Annotated in this window: 3 pseudogenes; 1 reads left to right on the plus strand and 2 read right to left on the minus strand. The window is 73.4% G+C overall.

Annotated elements, in window-relative coordinates:
* A pseudogene (locus A9W96_RS16040) lies at positions 1–331 on the minus strand (CPBP family intramembrane glutamate endopeptidase); the annotation flags it as partial.
* 19 nt (positions 332–350) lie between these two features.
* Positions 351–662 (minus strand): annotated as a pseudogene (locus A9W96_RS30480) (AIR synthase-related protein); the annotation flags it as partial.
* Here A9W96_RS30480 and A9W96_RS16045 point away from each other — a divergent pair.
* Positions 642–1,088: pseudogene (locus A9W96_RS16045) on the plus strand (CPBP family intramembrane glutamic endopeptidase); the annotation flags it as partial. The pseudogenes A9W96_RS30480 and A9W96_RS16045 sit on opposite strands and share 21 nt — an antisense overlap.
* Positions 1,089–1,098 lie beyond the last annotated feature (10 nt).

The raw sequence follows: 1,098 nt of genomic DNA on the forward strand, positions 1-1,098 counted from the left end.
TGCCCACGGGTATCCGCAGCAACAGCCACTCCGGGTATGCCGCCGGCGGCTCGCGGCCGGCCATCGATCGGCGCACCGGCGCCAGCTGAGTCGTCGCGGCCACGGTGGCCGCCGCCGAGCAGGCGACCAGGGAGCCCAAGCGCAGGCCGGCCCACAGCCGGGGCGGCCGCAGGCCCAGCGGAGCGCGCGTGACCAACACGAGCAGCCCACCCACCGCGGCCTGCAGCGCTGTCCGCCAGTTGGCCGGCAGCCTAGGGCTGACGAAACTCCAGCCGACCAGGGCGGCGGCCAGCGACACGGCGCGGATCCGACGAAAGGCCATGTCGGACATCAAGATTCGCCGCGAGCACTCATCCGAAGAGCCGCGGCAACACCGCCTCGGAGGTCTCGCGCAATTCGGCCAGGGTGATCGTGAACAGGCCCTGCACCTCCACCGCGTCGGAGGCCTGGTCGACGACGCCGATGCGCACCGCCGGCAGCCCCCGCGCCTCGCACATCGACCGGAACCGGCTCTCCTCGGTGCGCGGCACCGCCACCAGCACGCGGCCGGCCGACTCGGAGAACAACGTCACGAACGGATCGGCGCCCTCGGGAAGCACGATGCGGCAACCGGTTTCACCGGCCAGGGCCGCTTCGACGACGGCCTGCGCTTGGGCTCCCTGGTCGCCTGCTCGGCGGCGGCCACCGTGGCCGCGACGACTCAGCTGGCGCCGGTGCGCCGATCGATGGCCGGCCGCGAGCCGCCGGCGGCATACCCGGAGTGGCTGTTGCTGCGGATACCCGTGGGCACGGTGTGGTCGGAGGAGTCCGCCTTTCGCGGTGCGCTGGCCACCGCCGGCGCCGTCGCTTTCGGCGCACGCGGTGGGCGACTGTTGCAGGCCAGCGCCTTTGGTCTGTCGCACATCGCCGACGCGCGGGCGACGGGTGAGCCGGTGGCCGGCACCGTGCTGGTGACCGGGATCGCGGGCTGGCTGTTCGGTTGGCTGGCCGATCGTTCCGGCAGCCTGGCCGCACCCACGCTGGCGCACCTGGCCATCAACGAAGCCGGGGCGATCGCGGTGCTGGCGGTGCAGTCGTCGCGCCGCTGATGGTCAGGGA

This window comes from Mycobacterium sp. 1245852.3, assembly GCF_001669335.1.
GTDB lineage: Bacteria > Actinomycetota > Actinomycetes > Mycobacteriales > Mycobacteriaceae > Mycobacterium > Mycobacterium europaeum_A.